General features: G+C 26.9%; 13 protein-coding genes and 1 tRNA gene. 7 read left to right on the top strand and 7 right to left on the bottom strand.

What is annotated here, in order from left to right:
- Both porQ and cmk read left to right on the top strand, forming a co-directional pair.
- Complete coding sequence (gene porQ, locus KO506_RS12795) at positions 1 to 1,017, top strand: type IX secretion system protein PorQ (RefSeq protein ID WP_215995310.1); 1,017 nt, start codon at positions 1 to 3, stop codon at positions 1,015 to 1,017.
- A gap of 3 nt (positions 1,018 to 1,020) precedes the next feature.
- A complete protein-coding gene (cmk, locus tag KO506_RS12790; RefSeq protein WP_215995309.1) occupies positions 1,021 to 1,710 on the top strand; it encodes a (d)CMP kinase in 690 nt (229 codons plus the stop codon).
- Between the two features lie 174 nt (positions 1,711 to 1,884).
- Here cmk and KO506_RS12785 read toward each other — a convergent pair whose 3' ends face one another.
- Entirely contained in the window at positions 1,885 to 2,514 is a 630-nt protein-coding gene (locus tag KO506_RS12785; protein WP_215995308.1) for a 7-carboxy-7-deazaguanine synthase QueE, read from the bottom strand.
- Between the two features lie 243 nt (positions 2,515 to 2,757).
- On the opposite strand from KO506_RS12785, the gene rpsA reads away from it, so the two are divergent.
- From rpsA to KO506_RS12765, 4 genes are all read left to right on the top strand, one after another.
- Entirely contained in the window at positions 2,758 to 4,569 is a 1,812-nt protein-coding gene (gene rpsA / locus KO506_RS12780; RefSeq protein ID WP_215995307.1) for a 30S ribosomal protein S1, read from the top strand.
- Positions 4,570 to 4,834: 265 nt separating this feature from the next.
- Entirely contained in the window at positions 4,835 to 6,226 is a 1,392-nt protein-coding gene (gene glmM, locus KO506_RS12775; RefSeq protein WP_215995306.1) for a phosphoglucosamine mutase, read from the top strand.
- A 10-nt stretch (positions 6,227 to 6,236) separates the two neighbouring features.
- A complete protein-coding gene (locus KO506_RS12770) occupies positions 6,237 to 7,070 on the top strand; it encodes a hypothetical protein (RefSeq protein WP_436836415.1) in 834 nt (277 codons plus the stop codon).
- Between the two features lie 9 nt (positions 7,071 to 7,079).
- Positions 7,080 to 8,546, top strand: coding sequence for an aminotransferase class V-fold PLP-dependent enzyme (locus KO506_RS12765; RefSeq protein ID WP_215995305.1), 1,467 nt, complete (start codon positions 7,080 to 7,082; stop codon positions 8,544 to 8,546).
- On the opposite strand, the gene KO506_RS12760 is transcribed toward KO506_RS12765, so the two are convergent.
- Complete coding sequence (locus KO506_RS12760; RefSeq protein WP_215995304.1) at positions 8,524 to 9,444, bottom strand: lysophospholipid acyltransferase family protein; 921 nt, start codon at positions 9,442 to 9,444, stop codon at positions 8,524 to 8,526. The genes KO506_RS12765 and KO506_RS12760 overlap by 23 nt on opposite strands.
- Before the next feature lie 80 nt (positions 9,445 to 9,524).
- Between KO506_RS12760 and KO506_RS12755 the strand changes: the two genes are divergently transcribed.
- Positions 9,525 to 10,181, top strand: coding sequence for a rhomboid family intramembrane serine protease (locus KO506_RS12755; protein WP_215995303.1), 657 nt, complete (start codon positions 9,525 to 9,527; stop codon positions 10,179 to 10,181).
- 134 nt (positions 10,182 to 10,315) lie between these two features.
- Here the strand turns inward: KO506_RS12755 and KO506_RS12750 are convergent.
- The 5 genes from KO506_RS12750 to KO506_RS12730 all read right to left on the bottom strand — a co-directional run bounded on the left by KO506_RS12750 (position 10,316) and on the right by KO506_RS12730 (position 20,622).
- A tRNA-Gly gene (locus KO506_RS12750) sits at positions 10,316 to 10,388 on the bottom strand.
- Positions 10,389 to 10,448: 60 nt separating this feature from the next.
- Positions 10,449 to 10,895 carry a GNAT family N-acetyltransferase gene (locus KO506_RS12745; RefSeq protein ID WP_215995302.1) on the bottom strand — a complete coding sequence of 149 codons (447 nt, stop codon included), beginning with the start codon at positions 10,893 to 10,895 and terminating at the stop codon, positions 10,449 to 10,451.
- A gap of 84 nt (positions 10,896 to 10,979) precedes the next feature.
- Positions 10,980 to 11,351: a response regulator gene (locus tag KO506_RS12740; RefSeq protein ID WP_215995301.1), complete on the bottom strand. Its 372-nt coding sequence runs from the start codon at positions 11,349 to 11,351 to the stop codon at positions 10,980 to 10,982.
- Positions 11,352 to 11,969: 618 nt separating this feature from the next.
- Positions 11,970 to 12,623 (bottom strand): response regulator, encoded by a 654-nt coding sequence (locus KO506_RS12735; RefSeq protein ID WP_215995300.1) that lies wholly within the window; start codon positions 12,621 to 12,623, stop codon positions 11,970 to 11,972.
- A complete protein-coding gene (locus tag KO506_RS12730) occupies positions 12,616 to 20,622 on the bottom strand; it encodes a PAS domain-containing protein (RefSeq protein ID WP_215995299.1) in 8,007 nt (2,668 codons plus the stop codon). Before KO506_RS12730 ends, KO506_RS12735 begins: the two co-directional genes overlap by 8 nt.
- Positions 20,623 to 21,542: the final 920 nt, after the last annotated feature.

Below are 21,542 nucleotides of genomic sequence, written 5' to 3'. Positions count from 1 at the left end.
ATTTTATTTATTTTATATATATCTTTTTTATTTTCAATAGAGTCTAAATCTCAAGTTGGAGGAGAAAATGTTTATCAATTTTTGAATTTATCTACTTCTGCAAGGCAAATTTCCCTTGGTGGAGAAGTATTAACGCTTATTGATGATGTTAATCAACCTATATGGAATCCATCCACGATTAATTCTGAGATTGATAATAAAGTTTCTGTTAATTATTCTAGTTATTTGGCAGGGATTAATATTGGTTCATTGTCTTACGCAAAATTAATATCAAGACGTTTTGGTACGATACATGGAAGCATTAAGTATTTAGATTATGGTACTTTAATTGGTGCTGATGATGAAGGAAATGAAACTGGTGATTTTAGTGCTAATGATTTAGCAATTTCAATTGGTTATGCTAGAAATTTACCTTGGACAAATTTATTTTTTGGAGCTAGTATCAAAATAATAAATTCAAGGATTAGTAATTATAATTCTGCTGGTGTTGCTGGCGATTTCGGTATTTTATATTACAGTCCTTATAAACCTTATTCATTTACATTAGTAGCTAGAAATGTGGGATCACAAATTAAAACTTATGATGGGACTAATGAAAAACTACCATTTAAAGTTGCGTTAGGAGGTTCTTATCAATTAGAATATGTTCCTTTAAAATGGTATTTTACTTTAGATAATTTACAACAATGGAATGTTTCAGAATCTAACCCTTCAGAGCAAACTACTGATTTAGAAGGAAATGTAACTGAGGAAGAAATTGGTTTTATTGGTAATACTTTTAGACATTTTGTTATTGGTGCTGAATTATTCCCAGAAAGTGCTATTAATATTAGAATGGGCTATAATTTTAGAAGAGCAGCAGAATTAAAATTGCAAAATGTAAGAACTTTTGGTGGTATTTCTTTTGGGTTTGGAATTAAAATGAATAAAATAAAGTTTAATTATGCATATTCTAAATTCCATTCTGCTGCTAATGCCAGTACATTTAGTTTACAAATAGATTTAGATAAAAGATAAAAGATGAATAAAAAAAATACAATTGCTATAGATGGATTTTCATCAACAGGGAAAAGTACCATTGCTAAATTACTAGCAAAGAAATATAACTATATATATGTTGATACAGGTGCTATGTATAGAGCAGTAACACTTTTTGCAAAGAAGAATGATTTTGTTAGTATAGATACTTTAAATAAGGAAGGTTTAATTTCAAGTTTGAATAGTATCTCACTTTCATTTCTATTTAATGAAGATTTAGGTTTTGCAGAAATGTATTTGAATGGCAAGAATGTAGAAAAAGAAATTAGAACTTTAGAAGTTTCTCAATTGGTTAGTAAAGTTGCTGCAATTTCTGAAGTTAGAAAAAAACTTGTTGCTGAACAGAAAGAAATGGGAAAAGAAGGTGGAGTAGTAATGGATGGTAGAGATATAGGAACAGTTGTTTTTCCTGATGCTGATTTAAAATTATTTATGACAGCTTCTGCAGATAAAAGAGCAACAAGACGTTATAAAGAATTAATAGATAGGGGAGATAAAGTCAATTTTGATGAAATTCTTTTTAACGTACAAGAACGTGATAGAATTGATTCGACAAGGGAAGACTCTCCACTAGTAAAAGCTGATGACGCTATTGAATTTGATAATTCTGATATGGGAATTGATGAACAATTTGAAAGAATCTGTGCTTTAGTAGACGATAAATTATCTTAAACTCTAAAAGCTAACAAACAATCTTAGCCCTGATTGAAACGACATCCTTTTTATGCTGAATTAAATTAGCTTTATAATTTTGAATACTTTAAATAATTTCTAAAAAGGAATTGAATTATAAGGTATTCAGCATAAAAAGATATAGTGAAAAGCAGGAAAAAGCTTCAAATAAAATTAAGGTATATTTAAATATTTATGAGTTTGTAATGAGATTTTCCATTTTGGATTTTTCATTACATAATCTACAATCTGCTCTGTCATTTTTTCTTTTTTACTCCATTCAGGTTGTAAAAATAACTGACACTCTTTGTTAACTTTAGCAGCTTCTTGTTCAGCAAAATCAAAATCTGATTTATTATGAATTATCATTTTTAATTCATTTGCTTGAGCATAACACTCGTCTAAAGGTAATTTTGTCTTCTTTGGCGAAAGACAAAACCAATCCCATTTTCCAGAAAAAGAATACGCTCCAGAGGTTTCTATATGCGTTTTTATGTTGTTCTTTTGCAAGTTTTCAGTAATATAATCCATAGACCACATTAAAGGCTCACCACCAGTAATTACAACAGTATTGGCATATTTTTTTACATTATCTACAATCTTATCAGCTAAAGTTGGTGGGTGCAAATCTGCATTCCAACTTTCTTTAACATCACACCAATGGCAACCAACATCACAACCACCAACTCTTATAAAATAAGCAGCTGTTCCTGTATGAGAACCTTCACCTTGAATGGTATAAAACTCTTCCATTAATGGAAGCATGATACCTTTATTTACTAAATCTTTTGTCTTTTTATCCATCTACATTAAAATCTACCTGATAGTTTTAAAAGTGCAAAGGTAGTTTTTTGTATATCAAGAATAAAAAGAATAATAATTTAATTCTAATTAGCTATAAATCAAGTAAATTTTGTAAATTTGCACTCCTTTTTACGATAACAGATTTGTAAAAGGATTTAGATAAAACAAAATATAAAAACATCTCTTGAAGTTTTAATCGTTAAAAATCTGTAAAACAACAAGATACAAAATTAATTTAGACACATGTCTGAAGAAACAAAAAACACTGAAGAGCAAGTAGTTGCTACTGAAGTACAAGAAACAGCGGCTCCTGCTGTAGATCCAACACAATTTTTAGCTGATTTTAACTGGCACAAATACGAACAAGGTATTGAGGCTGTAGATGAAGAAAAGTTACAAGAGTTTGAAAAAGCTTTAGAAGGTACTGTAGGTTTTGTAAATGAGCGTGATGTAATTGAAGGTACTGTAATTAGAATTACAGACAGAGATGCAATTATTGATATTAACTCTAAATCTGAAGGAGTTATCTCTTTAAACGAATTTCGTTATAACCAAGGGTTATCTGAAGGAGATAAAGTAGAAGTATTAGTTGACAAAAGAGAAGATTCTTCAGGTCAATTAGTATTATCTCACAAAAAAGCGAGAGTAATTAAAGCTTGGGAGCGTGTTAACAATGCTCATGAAACAGGTGAAGTAGTTAACGGTTTTGTTAAGTGTAGAACTAGAGGTGGTATGATTGTAGATGTTTTCGGAATCGAAGCATTCTTACCAGGTTCTCAAATTGATGTTAAGCCAATTAGAGATTACGATCAGTATGTAGAGAAAACAATGGAATTCAAAGTTGTTAAAATCAACCACGAATTTAAAAACGTTGTAGTATCTCATAAAGCACTTATTGAAGCTGATATTGAATTACAGAAAAAAGAAATCATTGGTCAGTTAGAAAAAGGACAAGTATTAGAAGGTGTTGTTAAAAACATTACTTCTTATGGTGTATTTGTTGATTTAGGTGGTGTAGATGGTTTAGTACACATTACAGATTTATCTTGGTCTAGAATCAATCATCCAAATGAGGTTGTTGAGTTAGATCAAAAATTAAACGTTGTAATTTTAGACTTTGATGATAACAAATCTAGAATTCAATTAGGTTTAAAACAATTATCTGCTCATCCATGGGAAGCTTTAAATGCTGATTTAAAAATTGGTGATAAAGTAACTGGAGAAGTTGTTGTTTTAGCTGATTATGGTGCGTTTGTAGAAGTAGAGCAAGGAGTAGAAGGGTTAATTCACGTTTCTGAAATGTCTTGGTCAACTCACTTACGTTCTGCACAAGATTTCGTAAAAGTTGGAGATAAAGTTGAAGCTCAAATTTTAACTTTAGATAGAGAAGATCGTAAAATGTCTTTAGGTATCAAACAATTACACCCAGATCCTTGGACAGATATTACTACTAAATACCCAATCAATTCAACACACACAGGTACTGTAAGAAATTACACAAACTTTGGTGTATTTGTAGAATTAGAAGAAGGTATTGATGGTTTAGTTTATATTTCTGACTTATCTTGGACAAAGAAAGTAAAACATCCATCAGATTTTGTAACTGTAGGTCAAAAATTAGACGTACAAGTTTTAGAATTAGATGTTGAAAACAGAAAATTAAACTTAGGTCATAAACAAACTCAAGATAACCCTTGGGATGCACACGAAGCTACTTACGAAATTGGTTCTATTCACGAAGGTCTTGTAAAAGAAAAGAATGATAAAGGAGCAGTTGTAACTTTTGCAGATGGTGTAGAAGGTTTTGCGCCAAGTAGATTCTTAGAAAAAGAAGATGGTACTAAATTAACTAAAGGTGAAACTTTAAAATTTATTGTATTAGAATTCTCTAAAGAATACAGAAGAGTAGTTGTATCTCATACATCTATCTTTAAAGAGCAAGAGCGTAAGAATATTAAAGCACAAGCTAAAAAATCTACTGATGCAGAAAAAACTACATTAGGAGATATTGGAGGTCTTGCAGCCTTAAAGAAAAAAATGGAAGAAGGTAAATAATCTTCATTTTTTATAAATTTTAAAAGCCAATACAATTTTGTATTGGCTTTTTTATTATAGGGCGTTACCTTTCAGGTCAGGCTTTACGCACTCGCTTTTTATTCATACCTTCATAAAAGAGCTCAAACAAAGCTCCAATCCTTAACGCAGCTTATTTACAAGCACCAGTAATTTAACAATAAATTACTACCTTTTTTATAAAATTAATAAATTACAAAATAGATTATTTTATATTTGTTATGCTAAAAAAGTAAATTATTAAACTATGACATTAATAAAATCAATATCAGGAATTAGAGGTACAATAGGAGGTAGAACTGATAATAATTTAACCCCCATTGATGCCGTAAAATTTGCTTCAGCTTATGGAGCCTTCATAAAAAAAAGAAATCCGAATAAAGAAAAACTTACAGTAGTTATAGGTAGAGATGCCAGAATTTCTGGTAAAATGATTTCTAGTTTGGTAGCAAATACTTTGGTAGGTTTAGGTATAAATGTAGTAGACTTAGGTTTATCTACAACACCAACTGTAGAAGTTGCAGTACCTTTAGAAAAAGCAGATGGAGGAATTATTTTAACAGCATCTCATAACCCAAAACAATGGAATGCATTAAAATTATTAAACGAAAAAGGAGAGTTTTTAAACGGAGAAGAAGGTGTTAAGATTTTAGAACTAGCAGAAAGTGAAGATTTTGAATTCGCAGAAGTTGATGATTTAGGATCTTACTCTAAAAACAGCACATACTTACATAAACACATACAAGAAGTTTTAAACTTAGAATTAGTTGATGTAGAAGCCATTAAAAAAGCTAATTTTAAAGTAGTTGTAGATGGAGTAAACTCTACAGGAGGTATTTTTATTCCAGCTTTATTAAAAGAATTAAATGTAGAATGTGTAGAATTATATTGTACACCAAATGGACAGTTTCCTCATAATCCAGAACCATTAAAAGAACATTTAACAGACATTTCTGAATTGGTTGTAAAAGAAAAAGCAGATTTCGGAATTGTAGTAGACCCAGATGTAGACAGGTTAGCTTTAGTTTCTGAAGACGGTTCTATGTTTGGCGAAGAATATACTTTAGTAGCTTGTGCAGATTATGTTTTAGGTAGATTAGGTGGAGGAAACACAGTTTCTAATTTATCATCTTCTAGAGCATTAAGAGATGTTACCCAAAAACATGGTGGAACGTATACAGCATCAGCAGTTGGTGAAGTAAATGTGGTTATTAAAATGAAAGAAACTAATACTGTAATTGGTGGAGAAGGAAATGGAGGAATTATTTATCCAGATTCTCATTATGGACGTGATTCTTTAGTGGGTGTTGCTTTATTTTTATCGCATTTAGCACATCAGAAAGTGTCTTGTAAAACTTTAAGAGATTCTTACCCAAGTTACTTTATGAGTAAAAATAAAATTCAATTAACACCAGCAATTGATGTTGATCAAATTTTAGAAACAATGGCAAAAACCTATAAAAATGAGGATGTAAATACCATTGATGGAGTAAAAATTGATTTCGCTGAGGAATGGATTCATTTAAGAAAATCGAATACAGAGCCAATTATTAGAATTTACACAGAAGCTAAATCTCAAGTAGCAGCAGATGCCTTAGCAGAAAGATTTATAAAAGAAATTAAAGAAATAATAGCATAATATTTTGAAAATAAAGTTAATTTTTTTCTTGTTATTAATGATGTCATTATCGTTTTTAGCTCAAGAACAAGAACAGAAAGAAGAAAAAATAAAAGTTGGTAATAAAGGAAAATTCTTTATTTATTGGGGTTGGAATAGAGCAGATTACTCAAATTCAGACATCAATTTTAAAGGAGCAAATTACGATTTTACTTTACAAGATGTAGTTGCAAATGATAGAATATCTAGTTTTACTTTAGATTATTTTCATCCAACAAAAATAACATTACCACAAACTAATTTTAGGTTAGGTTATTTTTTAAACGATCATTATACTATTTCTGTTGGTGTAGATCATATGAAATACGTTGTTGAAAGTTATCAAACTGTAAAAATAAATGGAGAAATAAATGCCAATACTCCTTATGATGGAGTTTACAACAATGATGATATTAGATTAACTCATGATTTTTTACAATTTGAACACACAGATGGTTTAAATTATGTAAACGTAGAGTTAAAAAGATTTGATGAAATAGGTCATTTAATTGGCATGAATAATGAAAACTTACAATTAAATATTACTGAAGGTTTTGGAGCAGGTATTTTATATCCGCGTACAAATACAACTTTATTAAACAAAGAAAGGTACGATAATTTTCATGTTTCTGGTTGGGGAGTTTCTGTAGGTGCTGGTTTAAACCTAACCTTTTTTAAGCACTTCTTTTTACAGTCCGATTTAAAATATGGGTATATAAATATGCCAAACATTAGAACAACAATAAATCCAGAAGATTCTGCTGAACAAAGTTTTACTTTTTTAGAAAAAACAATTGTTTTCGGAGCAAGATTTAAATTATTTTAAAAATTAAGAATGAGTTTAGAGCAGTATTTTTCTCAGTTTAGAAATCAAATAATTGGTGTTAATCAAACATTTACTTCTCCTTATGGAGAACAAAATTTGGTCTATTGTGATTGGACTGCAAGTGGTAGATTATACAAATCTATAGAAGATAAAATTAGTAATCAAATAGGACCTTTTGTTGCAAACACACACACAGAAACTTCTACTTCTGGTGCAGCAATGACCTTGGCTTATCACGAAGCTAGAAATATTATTAAACGTCATGTTAATGCAAATAGTAATGATGTTTTAATTACAACAGGTTCTGGTATGACAGGTGTTGTAAATAAATTTCAACGTATTTTAGGTATTAAAGTTTCAGAAAATTTAAAGAATCATACCAATATTCCAGACGAGTTAAGACCTATAGTTTTTGTCTCTCATATGGAGCATCATTCAAACCAAACTTCTTGGTTAGAAACTATTGCAGATGTAGAAGTTGTGCCTTGTAATGATGAAGGTTTGGTTTGTTTAACAACTTTTGAAAAATACATTAAAAAATATGAGGATAGAAAAATAAAAATAGCCTCAATTACTTCTTGTTCTAATGTAACAGGTATAAAAACGGAGTACCATAAAGTAGCAAAATTAATACATAGTTATAATGGATTGTGTTTTGTAGATTTTGCTTGTTGTGCACCTTATGTAGATATAGACATGCATCCAGAAAATGAAGATGAAATGTTAGATGCTATTTTCTTTTCGCCACATAAATTTTTAGGTGGTCCAGGTACTTCTGGTGTTTTAGTTTTTAATAAAAAATTATACAAAAATACTGTACCTGATAATCCAGGAGGTGGAACTGTAAGTTATACAAACCCTTGGGGACAACATGATTATTTTGATGATGTAGAAACTAGAGAAGATGGTGGTACACCAGGTTTTTTACAAACTATTAAAATTGCACTTTCTATTCAGTTGAAAGAAAAAATGGGAACTGAAAACATTAAAAAAAGAGAAGAAGAACTTAATGCAGTAATTTTTGAAACTTTAGAGAATTTAAAGGATGTAAAAATATTAGCACCAAACCATAAAAAGCGTTTAAGTATTTTTTCTTTTTATTTCGAAAAATATCATTTTAATTTAGTTGTAAAGTTATTGAATGATAAATTTGGAATTCAGACAAGAGGAGGGTGTTCTTGTGCAGGAACTTATGGTCATTTTTTGTTAAATGTAGACCAAGAAACATCAAACAGAATTAAAGACGAAATTTTACATGGTTGCAATACAGATAAACCAGGTTGGGTTCGTTTATCTTTGCATCCTACAATTACAAATACTGAGTTAGATTTTATCTGTAATTCTTTACGAGAATTATCAGAAAATATAGAAGTCTGGGCAAAAGATTATACATACGATCCTATTAAAAATGATTATGTACATAAAACTTTTACACCAATAGAAAAAGAGTTAGTTACTTCTTGGTTTTCTGTTTAGCAACTCTCATTTCTTTCCATTCTTCAATTTTATCTCTATGCTTAAATCTTTTATGAGACCATAAGTAAAGCTCTGGCTGTTTATTAATGTTTTTTTCAGTTAAAGCCAAATATTTATCAGTAATTTCATATCCCTCATGTAGTTTAGGTTCTTCAGTTATTAGTTGAAATTCTGTTTCGTAATAACCTCTTTTTACTTTTTTTGCAACATAATTAACTACCACTAAATCAAATTTTTTGGCTAACATTTCTGCACCTGTATGTATGGGTACATTTATTCCAAAAAAAGTGTTCCAATAATGTGTTTTAGTTAACTGTGGAGATTGATCACTTAATAAAATATAAGAACCTTGAATTTTTTTGTTAAAATTCTTTTGCATTCCTTTTACAGTTTCAGAAGTTTTAAAACCAAGAATTCCAAATTTTTCTCTAGATGATCTTAGCGTTTTTTCAAAATATTTATTCCCTAATTTAGTGTAAGCTCCATAAATATTACCTTGTAGTACAAGAGGTAAGCTAAAAGACCATTCCCAATTTGCTTGATGGGCACCAACCAAAGCAATACTTTTACCTTCTTTAACTAAATTATTTATTACTTCTGGATTTTTGTATTTATAATGTTTTAAAACTTCTTTTTCACTTATAGAAAAAGCTTTTATACTTTCCATAAATAAATCAGTAAAATGTTTGAAAAAACCTTTAGCAATAGCATTTTTTTCTTCGTTAGATTTTTCTGGAAAGGCAAGATTTAAATTATCTAAAACTACTTTTTTTCTATATTTAAAAACGTAATAATTTAAAAAGAAAAATCCATCAGAAATTACGTAAAGAAACCTCATAGGTAATTTTGATAGTAGCCAAATTAAGGGGTAAGTAAGTGCAAATACTAAAAACTGCATATCATTTATTTAATTTACAAATATCAGTATTTATATTAAAAGAATATAATAAAACAAAACTGAATTGTTATTTTTGTAATATGCTACAAGACATAAACCCAATTATTTTACTGATTGTTATTGCTAATGTTTTATTCTCTAAAAAAGGCTTTGATGATTATTCCTTTTTAGATAAATATAAGTTTCAAGTTGGTAGGGTAAAGGGAGGTGAAAAAATAAGGATGCTTACTTCTGGTTTTTTACATGTAGATTGGATGCACCTTATTTTAAACATGTATGTTTTATATATGTTTGGTGGTTTTGTAACTCAGATATTAGGTATAACTTCTTTTTTAATTATCTATTTTGGTAGTTTGTTAGCTGGTAGTTTGTACGCTTTACATTATCATAAAGATGAACCTTATTATAGTGCTGTAGGTGCTTCTGGTGCAGTTTCTGGTATTGTTTACACTTCTATTTTACTAAATCCGGATATGAGCTTATATTTATTTTTTGTTCCTATTCCAATACCAGGTTATATTTTTGGAGTAGGTTATTTATTGTATTCTATTTACGGAATGAAAAAACAAGTTGGTAATGTTGGTCATGCAGCTCATTTAGGTGGAGCAATTGGTGGTTTTGTATTAACACTTATACTACAACCAATATTGTTTTCTACAAATACTACTTTTATTGTTTTGCTAGCAATACCTATTGTTTTACTCTTACTTTTTGGAGATAAACTTAAAAGTTTATAATTAACAGTTTCTTATTTTATTTTTTAAGCTAAAGAATTTGTTTTCTTTAGAGTATAAATAACATCAACTTATTTATTTGCTCATTTAATTTTAGGCATAAAAAAAACCTTATTAATTAAAATAAGGTTTTTTAGAGCGAAAGACCAGGTTCGAACTGGCGACATTCAGCTTGGAAGGCTGACGCTCTACCAACTGAGCTACTTTCGCTTGGTAAAGGGTTGCAAATATATAATCATTTTTGAATTCTGCAATGTTTTTTTATCAAAATTAATAAAATTTTTTATCGTTTCTTAAAACCTTTAAAAAGTGAAAACCGTAAACATTATAACCTTCATTATAATAAAATTTATGCGCTTTTGAGTTGTTAGAATAAGCATTCAATTCTATAGCTTCACAGCCTTTGTTTATTACGTATGCATCAATCCAACTAAAAAAAGTTTTTCCTAATCCTTTTCCTCTTATAGAATGATCTATAATTACATGATCTGGTTCTACAGTTTTACCAATATAATGTCTTGTTGAATACCAAAGACCAGAAATACCTACTAAAATTTCATTAACATATAAACCTACACATTCGTAATGAGGCATTTTAGACATTTCTAAAACTCTTTGTTCTAGAGTTTCTATAGGTGTTTTATTGTTTAATTTTCTTAAAAGAGGTAGTATAGTTAATATATCTTTATCCTCAATAATTTGAATATGAGTTTTCATCTTTATTTAATTTTAATCAGAATTAAAGAGTAAAAGTAATGTAATCCCTTTTTTTTATTAAATTCTGAAATATAAAAATGAAATTTATTCTTTAGAAATAGATTTAGTAGTAGCAATTAATTCATCAAACTCTTTTGCTTTATCAAAAAAAGCATAAGCACCGTATTTTAAGCAAATTTGTTTAAGGTGTGTACTTGTAGAAAAAACTAAAACTTTTTTTTGTGTTTTTTTTTCTTTTATTAATTTTAAAACATCTAATCCATTACCATCAGGTAAACTTAAATCGAGTATAATTAAATCGAAGAAAATATTATTAATAAGAGATATTGCTTTTATAATTGAGGTTGTTAACTCTACTTCTTTTAAATAATTGACTTTAGATAATTCGTTAACAATATTATTACCTATAACTGTGTTGTCTTCTACAATTAATATTTTTTTTTCTTTTGATATCAAAATATTTTGTGTTAAATACTGTTTAGTTGGATATCAAAAATAAGTTAAATTATTGTTTAAGTTATTAGGTGAAATGCTTAATTAATAGTACTAACTATTTAAGTATGTTTTTATTAAATATTTCTTAAAATAAGAAAATTGCTTATAGATTATTTTTGTTTTCTACTTTATCTTTGACTTGTGAAAATATGATAACGATTATTAATTTTTTTATAAATTTATTTATACTCCCCCCAAAAAATTAGTAAAATTTAGAAATATATTTAATGTAATTGTTATAAAACTAGATTTATAGTCCCCCAATAAATCTAGTTTTTCTATTTTAATAGATAATTTATTCTTCAACTACTATATACTTTATAAGTTCTAAAAAAGTATATTAATTTACTTAGACTAAGATTTTATTGATTATAATTTTAAAAAAGTTATGAATTTTAAAAATAAGAAAATTGCTTATAGATTATTTTTATTTTCTAATATATATTTGAATCGTGTAAAGACATTAACGATTAATAATTTTTTATAGGTTTATTTTATCCCCCCAAATAAATAAATCAATTTAAAATTTTTTTGTACTAAAAACTAGATTTATATCCCCCCAAAAATAAATCTAGTTTTTTATAAATCTAAAGACGTTAATCCCTTTTGTATGGCGTATTTGGTTAATTCTGGTATAGAATGTAGATCTAATTTTTTCATTATATTATTTCTATGAACGTCTATAGTTTTAGAGCTTAAAAATAATATTTCTCCTATATCTTTTGATGATTTTCCTTCTGCAATTAATTGTAAAACTTCTTTTTCTCTTGAGCTAAGTTCTACATTATCTAAAGATTTACCTTTTTTTAATAAAACAAGTAACTCTTGGTCTAAATGTTTAGATAAGTATCTTCTATTTTCTGTAACTGTGCATATTGCTGTTACTAATTCATCTGAACTGCCGTCTTTTAAAAGGTAACCAAATGCACCAGCTTTAAACATGCCTTGTATAAATTGTTTACTAGAATACATAGAAAGCCCAATAATTTTTATGTCTGGATGCTGCTTATTTATTTGTTTTGTAGCTTCAACACCATTTAAGCCAGGCATAGAAACATCCATTACAATAACATCTGGTTTTAGTTTTGTACATAATTTTATGACCTCTCTACCATCAGCAGCTTCACCAATTATTTGCATATGAGATTTTTGTTCAATAATATTTCTTAGGCCATCTCTTAATAGTTTATGGTCATCTGCTAGTATTATTTTAATTGTGTTTAAATTATTCATCTTTGAGAGGGATGTAGATATTAACAGATGTTCCTTTGTTAATTTCTGATGTTATTTTAAATTTTCCTTTTATATTTTTGATACGTTCTTGTACTGTAAATAAACCAAAACCAGAACCATTACTGTTACGAAAGTTATTTAATTTATTTATATTAAAACCTATACCATTGTCTTTTATTACGATGTCTAACCCTTGGTTCTTTTTAAGAATATTAATTGTTATTAATGTTGCTTTGGCGTATTTTATAGCATTATTTAATATTTCTTGTATGCTTCTATAAAGCAATATAGAACTAATTTCGTTTAGTTTTATATGTTCTTCATCTTCATTAATTTCGCACTTAATTTTATGTTTGGTTTCTATGTTTTCTAACAACCAATATAAAGCTTCTATAATACCTAATTGGTATAAAATAGGAGGTGAAAGCTCAGACGTTATTCTACGACTATTAGCCAAAGCATCTGTAATATGATCTTCTACAAAGTGTAATTCTTCATCTATACTTTTTAATTCAGGTTTTCTTTGTAGTTCTTTTATTTTCATATTAGAAATTACTAGAGCTTGACTTAAATGGTCGTGAATATTGGTAGCAATTTCTTTCTTTTGATTTTCTTCTACTAATGTTATTTCTGTAGTTAACTTTTGAAGCGATTCTTGATATTCTTCTATTTCTCTTTTTGCTAATACAGATTCTGTAATATCTCTGGCAATTGTTATAAAAAATGTAATTTGCCCTTCTTTATATGCTGCTGATGATAAAGCTTCAAACCAAACAAAATGACCATCTATATGTTTTGCTCTAAAGCTAATTGGTTTTTTATACTTATTATTAATACTCGTATTTTTAATATGATTTTTAAAATTTTCTAATTCATTATGATGTATAATGTTATATAAAGGTTTATCATATTGTTTTAAATTATCATAACCTAATAAAGGTTTTACAGATGGACTAAGATATAATAAAACTCCATTAATATCATGTAAACAGATTAAATCATTTGAATTTTCTGTAACCAAACGATATTTTTCTTGTGTTTTTTCAATTTCATCTAAAATTTTTTTTTGTTCTGTAATATCTTGTATGGTACCATAACAACCTAAAATTTTATACCCATCAAACAATACTTTACCTTTAATATTTATATGTTTTAAACTTCCGAAAGTATTATAAATATTTAATTCTAAATTAAAAGAGGTTTTTTGTGTTATACATTTCTGTATTGCAATATCTAAATTAGATTTACTATTATCTGTATAATAAGATAAGAAATCTGAATAATCTTTAGGTGGGCCTAATAAACGAGAGCGTTCAAAAATGCTAAACAATTCGTTGGACCAAGTTATTGAATTGGATGTTTTATTGTACTGCCAGTTTCCTATTTTAGAAATCTTTTGAGCTTCATTTAAAATATTATTTAAATTAAAAAGTGTTTCGTTTTGCTCATCTAACTTTTTTTGTTTTATTTTTTGTTCAGTAATATTTTGTATTATACCTCTTTTACCAATAATTTCGTTATTGCTACTAAATACTGATTGGCCTACAAATCTTAACCAAATATTACCTAGTTTTTTGTTGATTAATTCTAACTCAATATCACAAGGTGTACCTTTGTTATCTAAATTATAAATTGCTTTACTCATTTTAATTTGAGATTCGTTATGAAAAGCTTTTACAATTTCGCTAGTATTTGGTATACCATATTTAGGGTTAAAACCTAAAATTTCATAAAAATAATCTGACCATTTATGTGAGTTTGTAATAGAGTTATAGTCTTGGTATCCTATTTTTGCTATTTTACTTACTTCGTTTCTAGAGTGTTCACTTATTTCTAATAACTCTAAAGATTGTTTAAGTTCTTTATTTTTGTTTTCTAGTTCTTTTTGTATCTTTTTTTGTTTAGTAATGTCTTGGTTAACACCTTTTAAACAGATTACTTTGCCTTCGTTATCTTTTATTGGTTCACAAATAATTTTTATAGTTTTTTCTGAAATACCCGAAATTATAAATCTAATTTCAATATTAAAAGGATTGCCATATTTTATAGCATTCTCTAATTTTTTATTATGAAACTTAATATCATCTGGATGAATTTTTTTTAAAATATCTTCTTTTTTAGGAAGTCCATTCTCTGGGTTAAAATCAAAAAGATTATATACCTCATCAGACCAAGTAAATTCTTCTGTTATTGTGTTTAATTCCCAATTACCTATATGACCTAATTTTTGTGCTTCATTTAAGTTTTTTAATGAATCTTTTAAAGCTAACTCTACATCTTTAATCTTTTGAATACTTTGTATACTTACAGGTACTGTTTTTTGTTCTTTAAGTGTTTTTGGTATTGCTACAGATACTATTGCAGTAAACTCATCGCCTTTTAAAGTTTTGTAATTTACTTCAGAATAAAACGTATCTAAATTAAACCAAATAGCTTCTATAAGTTTTGTGAAAACTTTATCAGCACCTTTACCAAAAGATAAATGGATATTTTTAAAAAACTCATTTTGATTACTAGCTTTAAATAATTTTAATGTTGCTTTATTAACGTAATTTATTTTTATTTTTTCTAAAAGTCTATTTAGTACATCTGGTTTTTCTTCTAAGTATTTACCAATGTTTGTTATATTTTGTTTTTTTAGTTTATCTATTTCTTTGTACAATAAAGTTAAATCTTCGTTCCATATAGAAATAGTAGCATTTTCAAATAATCTAATATAATCGTTTTTAACTTTTAAATGTTCTTCTTCTATTAGCTTTCTTAAAGTAATATTTTGTGCAACACCTCTTCTACCAATAATTTTACTATTACTTTCATTGTATATTGGTTGATTAGACATTCTAATCCAAATAATTTCTCTTTTAAAATTAACTAGTTTTAATTCTAAATCGTAAGGTAAGCCATAGGTTTCTAAATTTTCAGTAGCTTTTTTTACTTTTAGTTTAGATTTTTCATAAAATAGAGAAACAAGTTCAGGTCTTGAAGGTATTTTTTGACTTGGGTCTACACCAAAAAGTGTATACATATAATCTGACCAATAAAAAGATTTTGTTGTGTTATAATACTCATGATAACCAATTTTAGCTACTTTACTAGTTTCGTTTTTAGAATATTCATTTCTTTCTAATAGTTTAAGTGTTTCATTAATTTTTTTGTTTTTTTCTTCTAGTTCTATTTGAGTGTTTTTTTGTAGGGTAATATCTTGTGCTACACCTCTTCTTCCTATAATTTTATTGTTTTTATTATAAACGGGTTGTGCTACGAGTCTTACCCATACATAATTTTTCGTTGTCTTATTTAGTATTTTTATTTCAATATCGTAAGGAATTCCTTTAGTGTTTAAATCTACAGTGGCTTTTTTTATAATTGGTAAAGAATCTTTATCAGTCATTTTAAAAACTACTTCTCTAGAAGGAACTGGTTTTTTAGGATCTAAACCATATATTTTATACAAATGTTCTGACCAAATAAAGCTATCTGTAGCAATATGATAATCAAAATATCCCATTTTAGCCACTTTACTAGCTTCATCCATAGAAAATTTTCTTTTTTCTAATAATGATAATGAGTGTTGAATTTCTTCTTTAGTTATTTCTAATTGTAGTTGATTTGTTTTATAGGCAGTAATATCTTGTAATAAAGCTCTTCTACCAACCATTACTTTATGTTCATTGTAAACAGGTTGTGCTACTTGCCTTATCCAAAAGGTTTCATTATTTTTATTTTTACCTTTTAATTCTATGTCTGTAGCTAATCCTTTTTTGTTAATATCATAAAATACTTTTTTTAATTTTTCTTGAGATTCTTTATCAAAATAACTTGATATTTTTTCTGGAGATGGAATTTGATCTGTTGTTTTTAAACCAAAAATAGCATAAGTATAATCTGACCAAGTATATTTTTCTGTTATACTGTTATAATCTACAAAACCAATTTTAGCAATTCTACTAGATTCTTTTAATGAATAATCTTGTTTTTCTAAAAGGGTCAGTGAGTTTTTAATTTCAATTTGCGCTTTTCTGTAAGCTGAAATATTCTGTACTAAACCTTTTCTGGCAATAACTTCGTTTTTGTTATTAAAAACAAGATGCACTATGTTTCTTGTCCAGACTTCTTCATTATTTGTGTTTCTTAATTTAAGTTCAATATCATAAGGTACACCATGAGTATTTAATTCTAAGGTAGCAGCTTCTAGTTTTTCTTGAGATTCTTGATCGTAAAATTTTAATATTTCTTTACGAGGAGGAGTTTTTTTATTAGGATCTAAGCCAAAAACTTCATAAACATAATCTGAACAGCTATAAGAGTCGTTAATAATGTCATATTCCCAATAACCAATTTTTGCAATTCTATTAGATTCTGTTAATGCTTGATCTTTGTTTTTAATTAAATCTAATGAATTTTGAATTTCTTGTTTGGATTTTTCTAATTCTAACTGAATATTTTTATAATTTCTAATGTCTTGAATTACAATTCTTCTACCAATTAATTCGGTTCCATCATCATTATATAAAGGGCTAGATACACTTCTTATCCAAATTTCTTCATTTTTCTTATTTATTCCTTTTAACTCTAAATCGTAGTTTAAGCCTTTTTCTTTAAGGTCTTGTAAAGCTTGTATATATTTTATTTGTGATTCTTTATCAAAAAATGGTGTAATTTCTTTTTGTGTTGCATTAGTACCTAAATCAAAACCAAAAATTTTGTATACATGTTCTGTGGTTGTGTATGAGTCTGTTAAATAACTGTATTCTATAAAACCAACACCTGCAATTTTGCTAGAATCTTCTAATGATAAATCTTTTTTCTTTAGTAGATGTAAAGATTGTTGTAGTTCTTGCTGCGTTAATTTATAAGTTTTTATGTCTTGTATAACAATTCTTCTTTTAATAACTTCTTTACTATCATTATAAATTGGACTTGATACACTTCTAATCCAGATTTCTTCTTGTTTTCTGTTTTTACCTTTAAGTTCAATATCTGTTATTAATCCATTCTTTACATCTTCTAGTGCTTTTTTAAACTTTTGCTTTGATTCATTATCAAAATAAATTAAGACTTTGTCTTCAGGTTTTAATTCTTCACCAGGTGTTATTCCAAAAAGTGTGTAAATATATTCTGAGTAATCTGTGTATTTAGAGGTAGTATAATCGTATTCTATATAGCCAATACCTGCCATTTTACTAGAATCTTTAAGAGATAATTCTTTCTTTTCTAAAAGTTGTAAAGAGTTTTCTAAAGCAATTTGTGTTTTTTTATAGGCTGTAATGTTTTGTATTACTCCTCTACGACCAATAATTTTATTTTTGCTATCGTAAATTGGTTGAACAATATTTCTTGTCCAAATTTCTTCGTTTTTAAAGTTATTTAATTTTAATTCAATATCGTAAGGTATACCATCAAGCATTAATTTTTTAGTAGCTATTGTTAACTTTATTAAGTCATCTGCATTATATAGTTTCTTTAATTCTTTACGACTAGGAATTTCTTTGTTAGGGTCTAAACCAAAAATTTTATAAGTATAATAAGAGGAAGTAATTTTATCGTTTTCGAAATAATACTCCCAATAACCAATATTAGCAATTCTATTCGATTCTTTTAAATCTGCATCTTTGGTTTCTAATTGCTTTAAATATGTTTCTAGTTTAAGTTGATTGTTTTTAGCTTCTGTAATATCTCTGAAAACACCACTTCTGCCTATAAGTTCTTTTTTCTCATTGTAAATAAGGTGAGCAACTACTCGTACCCAGATTTCTTCTTTTTTAGTGTTAGTTAGTTTTAACTCTAAGTCATAAGGAACACCATCTTTATCTAATTTTTTTGTAGCTTTTTGTAGTTTTTTTAAAGATTCATCATCGTATAAAGCTAATAATTTACTACGTTCTGGAATTTTATTTTTTGGGTCTAAACCAAAAATTTTATATACGTAATCAGACCATATAAAGCTATCTGTTTTAAATAGATATTTAGAATAACCAACTTTGGCAATAATTCTTGTTTCTTTTAAAGATTGTTCTTTTTGTTCTATTAGTTTTATAGATTCTTTAATTTCTAAATTAGATTTTTCTAATTGTAGGTTTATTTTTTTAGCATCTGTTATATTTTGAATGATACCTCTTCTTCCAGTAACTTCATTTTTTTCATTATAAATAAGTTGAACAACAACTCTAACCCAAACTTCTTCTTTTTTTGCATTTATTATTCTTAATTCTAAATCAAAAGGAACACCATTATTTAAAAGGTTTTTGGTGGCTATTTCATACTTTTCACTAGAAACTTTATCATAAAAAGACATAATTTTATTTCTTGACGGAATTATATCTTTATCATTTAAGCCATAAAGCTTGTAAACATAGTCAGACCAAGTAAAACAATCAGACTTTATATCATACTCCCAATAACCAATTTTAGCAATTCTGCTAGATTCTTTTAAAGAATAATCATTTTTTTCTAAAGTTAATTGGGCGTTTTTATACTTCGTAATATCTTGCGAAATTCCTCTTCTTCCTATAACTTTATTTTGTTCATTAAATACAGGTTCTATTTTTGTTCTTAACCAAAGCTCTTCTTTTTTTGCATTTATAATTTTTAAATCGATATCGAAAGGAGTACCATTTAACTCAAGATTTTTTATGCATTTTTTCAATTCAATTTTAGATTCTTCTTCATAATAATTAATAAGTTCTTCTTGTGACGGAATTTTAGAACCAATTTCTAATCCAAAAATTGTAAATAAATAATCTGACCAACTGTAGCTATTGGTTATAGTATCAAATTCTATAAAACCTATTTTACCTATCTTACTAGATTCAGTTAATAAATTTTCTCTTTTTTCTAAAAGTTTTAAAGAGTTCTTAAATTGGTTGTTTGCAATAACTCTCTCTGAAACATTTCTTGCAGATGAAACAAAAGAAGTTAGCTTTTTGTTTTTATAAATAGGTGATATCGTGAGTTCTATCCAAGCATAAAACCCTTTTTTATGAAGCAACCTAAAGATAAAAATATTATTAGTGTTTTTAAAGTTAATTATATTTTCTTTAAGCTGCTTTACATCGTCTACATGTACAATATTAAATATATTTTCGTCTATAAAATCAGATTGATTATAACCTAAAACACTTTTTATAGAAGGACTTACGTATTTATATTTACCATCCAAATCAAGTAAACAAATAACATCTGTAGAGTTGTCTGTTATTAAGCGATACATTTCTTCGCTTTTTTTAATACTACTTAGAGCAGTTTCAAACTTTTGTTTATAACTAAGAGGCTTAAAAACATTTTTAATATTAAAATAGACTAAATCTTTATCAGTATGATCTAAATATCTTAAATAGAAATAAAATAGAATACTGTAATAGAATGCAAAACTATTTTTTGCTATTAAATTAGATGTAATAATAGAGGTTAGGTTTTCTAAATTCCAGAAAGTTGTAACAGAGAAAAGTATGGTGTCTAAACTTACAACAATAAGCATTGTTATAAGAATTTGTACATATAAAAATTTTGTTTTCTTAGAAATGTATTCAAAAATTATTATTAATAATAATGAATCTATAAGCAATGCAATATTTCCAAAAATTAAAATTCTAGGAGAAAATATAAAATGATTAGGTGTTGATAGTGAGTTTTCTAAATATGCTTCTTTTATATTCCAACCAAAAGCAAGTAGTACTAATGATATTAATACATTAACAACAAGTATAGCATATATCATTTTTTTAGTTTCTTGAGCATCTTCTTTTATGTAGATGATAAGCAAACTGAAAAGTGTAATAGTAATAAAAACTGATGAACCAGGTGAAACTAGAAAATTACTTGTTTTTGAATCAAAAACAGTATTTAAAATAAATACCATTACTTGTACAAACTGAAACAAACCTAAACAGGCATATAAAACACCTAGGCCTAATTTTTTTCTAAGTCTAAATAAAAAAAGTATTACTATAGCAACTGTTGTACCTTGTATAAACAAGGTAAGTATTTGATTATAATTCATAACTTATTGTTGTTGGGGAAACTTAAAGTTAAAAAATAGATGAAAATTAAATTTCTATCTAGTTTTTAGAATTTTATACTAAAAATAGTTAATATTTAGGAAATAAGTATTTAATTAACTTGTATATTGCGTAATTTAGAATTATAATTAATAGCAGTGTTTTTTTTGTAATTAGAATTTTACCCAATTTATTAAATTGTATAACCTTATTTATAAATTTATTTAGTTCTAGATATTTTTTAGATTAATTATATTTTGTTTTTATATATGTCTATTTAGTTTAATTATAGAAGTTTAAAGAAAAATAAAATTAACAAAACTAACTTTATTTTTAGCTGAATCTACTTTAACAACTCATGGAGTTGTTGCTCAGTTAAATTAAATGAAGAAGGTCTTGTCAAACAGAATTTATAAAAAGTGGATCTAGGTCAGAAAAAAAAGTTGGTAAAGGTGTTTGGGATTAGCAGTAGATCCAAAAAAAATAAGCTTAAAACTAAAGTTGATGATAATATTACTTGGTATAAAATAGTTTTAATATCAGGCTCAAATGGTTTGTTACCTTACTATGATAGAGATATTTGGTATGATAAAATATTAATTGAAAACGATAATTCATTTTATTTTAAGATGATTTTTTCTAGTCTTGGAAAAGTAAAAAAAACAATAAAATCTAAATTTAATTAGTATCAACTAAAATTAAATAAAAATATCATTTCTGATGTTTTTTACTGCTGATTAAAAAGGTGTTAGATGTAAAAAAATACAATATTGTAATACTGTGTTTGATTGTATTACATTTTTGTATTAGATAAAAAAAATAGATTTTTGGCTCAGAATAATTCAATTTCATAGGTAAATCGTGTACTCGATTGTGTACTCTTTGTATAAGTAAGAAAAAGGAAGGCATAAAAAAACGAATT

This window comes from Polaribacter vadi (genome assembly GCF_018861005.1).
Taxonomy (GTDB): Bacteria; Bacteroidota; Bacteroidia; order Flavobacteriales; family Flavobacteriaceae; genus Polaribacter; species Polaribacter vadi_A.
This window is presented reverse-complemented; position numbering and strand designations above follow the sequence as displayed.

Excerpts from the sequence above, each read along its gene's own strand:
- cmk (WP_215995309.1), top strand. The coding sequence starts at position 1,021 with ATGAATAAAAAAAATACAATTGCTATAGATGGATTTTCATCAACAGGG.
- KO506_RS12785 (WP_215995308.1), bottom strand. The coding sequence starts at position 2,514 with ATGGATAAAAAGACAAAAGATTTAGTAAATAAAGGTATCATGCTTCCA.
- rpsA (WP_215995307.1), top strand. The coding sequence starts at position 2,758 with ATGTCTGAAGAAACAAAAAACACTGAAGAGCAAGTAGTTGCTACTGAA.
- glmM (WP_215995306.1), top strand. The coding sequence starts at position 4,835 with ATGACATTAATAAAATCAATATCAGGAATTAGAGGTACAATAGGAGGT.
- KO506_RS12765 (WP_215995305.1), top strand. The coding sequence starts at position 7,080 with ATGAGTTTAGAGCAGTATTTTTCTCAGTTTAGAAATCAAATAATTGGT.
- KO506_RS12760 (WP_215995304.1), bottom strand. The coding sequence starts at position 9,444 with ATGCAGTTTTTAGTATTTGCACTTACTTACCCCTTAATTTGGCTACTA.
- KO506_RS12755 (WP_215995303.1), top strand. The coding sequence starts at position 9,525 with ATGCTACAAGACATAAACCCAATTATTTTACTGATTGTTATTGCTAAT.
- KO506_RS12745 (WP_215995302.1), bottom strand. The coding sequence starts at position 10,895 with ATGAAAACTCATATTCAAATTATTGAGGATAAAGATATATTAACTATA.
- KO506_RS12735 (WP_215995300.1), bottom strand. The coding sequence starts at position 12,623 with ATGAATAATTTAAACACAATTAAAATAATACTAGCAGATGACCATAAA.
- KO506_RS12730 (WP_215995299.1), bottom strand. The coding sequence starts at position 20,622 with ATGAATTATAATCAAATACTTACCTTGTTTATACAAGGTACAACAGTT.